At 66.9% G+C, this 6,316-nt stretch carries 4 protein-coding genes; 2 read left to right on the forward strand and 2 right to left on the reverse strand.

Annotated elements, in window-relative coordinates; all coding sequences use genetic code 11:
• The gene (gene mscL / locus HNR01_RS04650) at window positions 1-426 is read right to left on the reverse strand and encodes a large conductance mechanosensitive channel protein MscL (protein ID WP_017485850.1); all 426 of its coding nucleotides are present in this window, start codon (window positions 424-426) and stop codon (window positions 1-3) included.
• 418 nt (window positions 427-844) lie between these two features.
• Between mscL and HNR01_RS04655 the strand changes: the two genes are divergently transcribed.
• Window positions 845-1,549 (forward strand): sigma-70 family RNA polymerase sigma factor, encoded by a 705-nt coding sequence (locus HNR01_RS04655; protein WP_153874026.1) that lies wholly within the window; start codon window positions 845-847, stop codon window positions 1,547-1,549.
• A gap of 1,149 nt (window positions 1,550-2,698) precedes the next feature.
• Complete coding sequence (locus HNR01_RS04660) at window positions 2,699-4,111, forward strand: hypothetical protein (protein ID WP_066922167.1); 1,413 nt, start codon at window positions 2,699-2,701, stop codon at window positions 4,109-4,111.
• Between the two features lie 6 nt (window positions 4,112-4,117).
• On the opposite strand, the gene HNR01_RS04665 is transcribed toward HNR01_RS04660, so the two are convergent.
• On the reverse strand, window positions 4,118-5,578 hold the full coding sequence (locus HNR01_RS04665; RefSeq protein WP_183666889.1) for a hypothetical protein: 1,461 nt from the start codon (window positions 5,576-5,578) through the stop codon (window positions 4,118-4,120).
• Between the last annotated feature and the right edge of the window lie 738 nt (window positions 5,579-6,316).

Raw genomic sequence — 6,316 nt, forward strand, 5'->3', positions numbered from 1 at the left:
TCACGCCCTGCGCGCCGCTAGGAGATCGCGGATCTCGGCCAGAAGCTTCACATCTTCCGGCACCTCGGCCTCGGGCTTCGGCTTGGCCTCTTCCCGGGATTTCAGAGCGTTCATGGCTCGGATCACCATGAATAATACGAAGGCGATGATCGTGAAGTTGACTGCCAGCGTCAGAAACTGGCCGTAGCCGATCACCGCGCCGACCTTCTTCGCCTCGGCATAGGGCATACCCGACTGCACCTTGGACGAGAGCGGGATGTAGTAGTTGGAAAAATCAAGGCCGCCCGTCACCGCGCCGATGATCGGCATGATCACGTCCTGAACCAGCGAATTGACGATCGCGCCGAACGCCGCGCCGATGATCACGCCGACGGCGAGATCGACCACATTCCCGCGCAACGCGAATTTCTTGAACTCTTCAAGCATGCCCGGTCTCCTCCGGCGTCGCGGATCGAGCGCGCCCTCAGCGAAGCTATGCCGGACGTTGCGGCTGCCAAGTGGACGCCCGTGACGGACATGATGCGACGGCTGAGCGATACCGAGGCCGGGATCGGCTGCGGATGGTTCGCAGGGCGACACCTGACATGCCGAGACATGCCAGTCTGTACGGCCAAGCCAGAAGTAAATCGCCCGATGCGGTAATCTTCCGCCTTTGAGATCCTCTAAGCTGGCAGTCGTCGAGAAAAATTGGGAAACAAACGACTCAGCTTTTCCGGCGGCCCGTCCTGCGGCTGACGTCGGATATGCGCATTTTCAACGCCCGTTTAGGATCAGTTCATTTTTAGATTGCTACCGAGAACCGACTACTCCCATTGCACCCGCCCTTGCCGAGGTACCACTTCGGATGCCCGACGAACCGACTCATCCCACTTTGCCAGAAGATCCCGGATCAAACCAGGGTGAACCGGCAAATGCTGTCACGGGGCACCTCACCCTCGCTCTGCGCGACTACTTCGACCTCGCCGGGCAAGCGCCCCTTCCCGGCCGACTCGCCGAGCTTCTGCAGCAGTTCGAGATCGCGCTCGCGGCTCACGGCGGGAAGATCGAGGCCATCTTCCGCGATGATCTGGTGAGGGCGCTGCCGATGCTGCGCACGTTCGCGATCTCGCTCACCGCCAATCCGACCCGAGCCGATGACCTTGTTCAGGAAACGATGGTCAAAGCCTGGGCGAATCGGGAGCGGTTCACGCCGGGCACGAACTTCACGGCGTGGCTGTTCACCATCCTGCGCAACCAGTTCTACACCGAGGTTCGCAAGGGGCGGCGCGAGGTGGAGGACGCCGACGGCGTTCACGCCGGCACGCTCACCGCCCATCCCGATCAGGAGCACGCGGCGGGCTTGCGGATGGTGATGAATCTGATCGGCACGCTGCCGTTGCCGCAGCGGCAGGCACTGCTGCTGGTCGGCGCCGAGGGCTTCACTTATGAGGAAGCGGCCGAACGGCTCGGCTGTCAGGTCGGCACGGTGAAGAGCCGTGTCAGCCGCGCCCGCGCCTTCCTGATCGATTCCTTCGACGGATTGCCGGACGGCTTGGCGGCGCGGGCCTGACCCGCGCCGTCGTGTAATTCCTCAACGAAGTTTGTCCTGATTTCGGGGGCCGCCCGAGGGACCTCCTCAATCGAATTTAACTCGACTCTCTTAGAACATTGCCCTTGCGTGCTGCTGCTCTCAAAGAACTTTGACTTTGATGACAATCGGCCTCTGCAGCCCTCCTAGTCGCGCGCTCATGCGTTCGGCACGATAGCACAACGTAGGGCTCTCCTGCGCTCCGATGAGGGGCGGAGCTTGGGGAGTTGGCGGGCTCCCATGAGGCTGCACTCACGCCAGCGTAAGGCCATCTGAGTGCAAGGGGACGCCAGGGACGGATTGCGGCACCCAGGGCGACCGGTTTCGACACCGCCACGGCCCGAACTTGCTCGCTGCGCCGGATCGATCGGGGCCTCGACATCTCCCGACGAGCTGGGTCGGCTTCAACCACAACGTCGAACCTTGTCGCGCATCCGCGGCGGGACCGCAGGCTCCGCGACGTCGTCCGGGACGCGGCCCCATGACAATTCGTTCGCACTTCGCCGGCCTGGTTGAGCAACCCAACCGCCGGGATGGGGGCCGCGCAAGAATGATCGGAGAAGCCGGGCGTGCCCCCCACCCTCCGGCGGGATAAATTCTCTAGAAAGCCTGTCCTGATTTTGGCGTGCGCTGAAGGCGCGCTCTCAACAAAGTTTGTCTCGATTGCCAGAGAAGGCTGAACTTCGTGGGGTTTGTCGCGATCAGGCCAGCGCGTCGCGGCTGCACGGAGGGCGTGAACGGGGCCTTCCGAACGCCTCTGGCAGCCCCCGTCTGGCCCGCCTCCGGTGACGGACGGGATGCGCTGGGTCGAACGCGCCTCCACGAGCGTCCGCGAGCCCAGGAGCCAGGCGCGGAAGCGATCTGTCGGCCGCGCTCGGTCGGGACAGGAGCCGTGACTGACCCCGCTTCACGAACCCGAAAAGGCCGTCGTGCCTGCGCCTGCGGGGGCGGGAACCGGAACTGGGGCCAGAATCGACCGGCGGGCGGGATCGACTTCGGGTGAAGCTGCCATCCCGATGGCTCTCGCGGGCCCGCCCTATCGGTCCGCCCCACTTTGCTTTCGGCAAGGCTGCAAGGACAATGCCGACGTGGCGGATTCGCGACGGCCGGAGCCGCAGAGGAAGACAGCACGTGCGCGTACAACCTCTTGACCTGACGACCGACGGTGACCCGCACCCGATCAAGAGGCTTGCCCGCCTTGCGCTGCCCGAACCGCTCCGTGAGGCGGATGTCGCAGAGGATTTCGACCGTTGGATACGCGACAACGTCCCGAGCGAGAGGGACCGGATCGGCATGTTCGACCGGTTCGGAACACCGCCGCTGACGCAGCGCGAGCACGCCTTGTTCACGCTGCTGTCGATCCTGGCGATCGAGCACGGCGCCTGGCCGCTGGAAGAAGGATGCGGTCGGGCAATCCGGTGCCTGGAGGAGATCCAACGCCACTGGGCGCCCTCCGACCCAGTATCCTCATACCTTCGAGGGAAGGCCGCCGCGTTCGTCGCCCAAGGCTTTCGATGCGCGCGCGGCGAACCCGGGCGCCTGTTGTCGTTCCTGAACGGCGCGCCGCTCCGGGTCTGCGGGGACGGTACGGCGGCGCTGGCCTTCGGCGTGACCGCGCCGGTCAGCGACCTCATCTTCGATTTCAGGGACGACGCCTTTGCGCTCCACAGCCTGCGTTCCATGGTCGAAGGCGACCGAACCGCGTTCGACGCCGCCGTCCTCGCTCAAGCGGAAATCCTTGCTCCCGCGATCGAACGGGGGGTAGCCCGCCTCTTCGAGCGCTGCGCACCGCCCCCGGGAGACTACCTCGCCGCCTTCCGGGACGTTCTGTCCGACGAGAGGTGGCTCCCAACGCTGCTCGGGAAGCTTGAGGGCCGTGCCGACCTGCGGGACAGGGTTGGCGGCATGCCAGCCGCTGCGGAATGGCTGCGGGCCATCGCCGGCGCACGCGCCTGGAAAGCCAACGACATCCGGCGTCTCGTTCGGCTCGAACCGCTCTTCGAGGACGATCCAGAGGCCTTCATGGCGGCAATCGTCTCGGGTGTCCGCGCCTTGGAGGGCTCGGAGCCGGCAAGCGCGGTGTTCGCTGCCTTGAGCCTCCTGCACCTCGCGCGCCGGCGTCGCGCGGTCCGCTCGGAGTTGGCCGACGCCGAGCGAGAGGAGGCCTTCGTCTTGGCGCTACGGGATCTTCCGTCAGGGGAAATGATCGTCCGTTTGCACGCCCAGCTTGCCGACCTGCCCATGGATATCCCAGGCGCCCGCGCCGTGTGGCGCCATTTGGGCAACGCGGAGAAGGGCCTGTGGCAGTGGCGGATCCGAGCGGTCGTCGGCGACGACCGAGCCCTGCGGCGCGGCTTGGCCGAGTTCCTTCTCGCCTGGATGTCGCAGGACGTCTACCGCGACGTCGAGCGCCTGGTCGTCGATCTCTTGCCGCCCGCGCAGGAACTGGACGTCCTCCGCACGCTGGCCCAATCGTGCGACCGGCTCACCTCGCTGCGCGCGGGTTGCCTCGCCCGAGAGATGACCTTCGGCCTGCCGGACTGAACGGTCTCACCAACCGGGCGCAAACGGGTCGCCCGGACTTCCCGCCTCGTCGCGGCGGTGCGCGGCATGACGCCTGGACGGAAAGGACGAGACCCGTCCGTCCCCGTACCCCAGGCTGGCGGTCGCATCGATGAAGTCGCGGAGCGCGAGCCTTCCCGTCCGGTCGATGGCGATGATGTCGGCCGCCAAGGGTTGCCTGCGGTCGTCCGCGAGAGCCTCGGCGGCGGTCTCGGCGTCCGGGAAGAGACGCCCCAACGACAGGTCGCGGCCGGAGGACATGGCGATGCTGACGAACGACGCGAAATCCCACCCGGGCGAGCGCTCGCCGCCATAGGCGTCGACCTGCCCGAAGGCCGGCGCCTGACCGTGGGCCCAGACATCGTGGAACACCTCGGTCGCCGGCCTGACGGTCGTGATGAAGGCCCCCTTCCTCGCCCAGGCCGGGTAGAAGAGGTACCAGCCCATCCCGGTCGAGAGGAACGTGTCGAGCTGCCGTCCCTCGTTCCTCCCGACGTCGGTCAAGCCCGTCGCGGTCGCGTTCTTGGCTTGGAAGAGGACGATCCGGTACATCGGGCGCCCGAGGACGTGCACGCCGGCGACGACCGCGAGGTCCGCCGCGAGAAGATCCCGGCCCTCCTGCATGGAGGCGGTGCCGAGGTCGAGCGTGTATGTTTCCGGCAGGCCGGCTCCCGCCTCGTCCATGGCCGGGATCACACGGTGCTCGACCGCGCTTTGGATGTAATGGAGCACCGCTTCCGTCTTGAGCGGCTCGGGCTTGCAGCGTCCGCGACGGAGGGCGACTTCCAAGCCGTACTGCAGGGCCGTGAACAGAATGGCCTGAACCGGGTCGGCCCAGTATCTGGGCGACATCGCGAGCAGCTGTGCGACGAGATGGTGCCGCCCTTCCTCCGCGGCTCGATCCGGATCGAACGCTCCCGCCCCGAGGCCGAGCGTCGGGGCAAGTTGACGCCAGCCGACGCCACGCGACGTCACTTCGCCGGTCGATGCCATCGCGCCCAGGCCTCGCCGGGTGTCCTCGGCCAGGCTCGGCCGGACGCCACCGGCGTACAACCGCTCCAGGGCTGCCAGGAGGACGCCCCGCTGCCGCGGGCTCAACCTCGCGGGTAGGGATGCGATGCCGGCGAGCTTCCCAAGGGCGACCGTGGTGCGCAGGCGGCCGAATGCCCGGATGACCGGGTGGTCGGTTTGCCATGCGTCTGATTTGTCCCAGTCGTGGAAATCGGCAGCCATCGCGTCGCTCTCAGCGAGGCGCGAGGGGATAGCCGACCCGGTCCCTGCGGGCCAGGGATTGCCGCGCAACTTCCCCGAGGGATGCCCCGAGGCGTCGGCTCCCAAGGGCGGGCATCCCGTCGGTCCGCGGTGACCATCAAGCCCTGCGCGGGCTCCATGGCGGCGCGCTCGCACGATGGAGTGCGCCCTGTTTGGATAGGTGACGAGCCGGTGCACGTGGCCATCCTCGCCCGGCACTCGACAGCGAGAGAAGCTCGACGCCGTCCCGTTCGCCGAACCGGGTCACCTCGGCTGGCACATCAGCGTCGCGCAGCTCACCCCTGAAAGTGCGCGCGTGCCGATGCCGCAACCGGCCGATCGGGCGGTCGTCGCGGAAAGGGCTCATGCCCGCACTCGACCCACCTCATCGGGCGGTGTCAGGCGCCGGCGTCGCCGCCCGGATGCCCGACCATGCACCCGGCGCACCAGACCGAATTCCTCTCGGCAAGCGAGCCTCGCTATGCGCATCCACGGCGCGCCAACTCGCCGCGGTAGCCGCCGGCATATTGGCCCTTGCCATCCGGCCTGCAGCGGCTCCGAACATCGCTCCTTCGCTGTGTCGGCAGAAGGCTCCCGGTCGGGGTGCTGACCGACACTCCCAGACGCCGCTCCATCCCCGCACGCGGGCCCCCTGCCTGTTGCCCACTGGCATTGTACGGGGCACCCCCTTGCGCGAGGGCCGACGCGTAAAGAGCGGCGCTCGCAGCAGCGGCAAACAGGATCGTTTTCATATTCACCTCCGCAATCGACGATGGGGCGCGTACGTCTCGCCGTTTTCTTTGGATTTCGTCCCGCGGATCGCGGTGGTTACACGTCCGCGTGGGTATCGGCGTGGAAAAAGGACCCGGCTGAGGGGCTGATCGGCGTCCAATAGGGACCCACCCCGCCCCCGTGCATCTCTTGCTCCCTACCGCT

Origin of the sequence: Methylorubrum rhodesianum (assembly GCF_014199985.1) — a bacterium.
Taxonomy (GTDB): Bacteria; Pseudomonadota; Alphaproteobacteria; order Rhizobiales; family Beijerinckiaceae; genus Methylobacterium; species Methylobacterium rhodesianum.

Coding starts and splice junctions, on each gene's coding strand:
- HNR01_RS04655 (WP_153874026.1), top strand. CDS start 845: ATGCCCGACGAACCGACTCATCCCACTTTGCCAGAAGATCCCGGATCA.
- mscL (WP_017485850.1), bottom strand. CDS start 426: ATGCTTGAAGAGTTCAAGAAATTCGCGTTGCGCGGGAATGTGGTCGAT.